This is a genomic window from Brevibacterium sp. ZH18, from assembly GCF_022748595.1.
Lineage (GTDB): Bacteria > Actinomycetota > Actinomycetes > Actinomycetales > Brevibacteriaceae > Brevibacterium.
The window spans coordinates 1-439 of record NZ_JALDSX010000119.1 but is presented as its reverse complement, the minus strand read 5'-3'; the positions used below and the strand labels follow the sequence as shown (position 1 = coordinate 439).

Below are 439 nucleotides of genomic sequence, written 5' to 3'. Positions count from 1 at the left end.
AAACCCACCGGGTATTCCACTGATTCGGTGGGTCGTCGCAAACGTGTTTATGACACCCCGCGGACCCCGTTCGTGCGTCTGCTGGATTCCGGGATGTCAAGCCCCGGGTTTCGTAGAGGCTCCTATTCTTGGTTTCCTAAGCAGCCGCGGGTTCTGTCCCGGACTGGTTGATCCATTCGGAATGGACCTCGACGGGCGGTCGGTAGTTAATCGCTGAATGCAACCTGGACTGGTTGTACCAAGCCACCCACTTCGACGTCTCCGCCATCACCTCGATCAACCCCGACCACACTTTCCGGTCGATAAGTTCGGCCTTGTAGACCGAGTTCAGCGCCTCGGCCATGGCGTTGTCATACGAGTCCCCACGCGACCCCACAGATGCCACAATTTCGGACTCCGCCAGGGTCTCGCCATAGCGAATCGACCGGAATTGCACCCC

The 439-nt window shown here is 58.8% G+C and carries 1 protein-coding gene; it reads right to left on the bottom strand.

Translation table 11 applies throughout. From position 1 onward, the window contains the following. Positions 1–136: 136 nt before the first annotated feature. Complete coding sequence (locus MPN20_RS17195; protein ID WP_347566848.1) at positions 137–376, bottom strand: integrase core domain-containing protein; 240 nt, start codon at positions 374–376, stop codon at positions 137–139. Between the last annotated feature and the right edge of the window lie 63 nt (positions 377–439).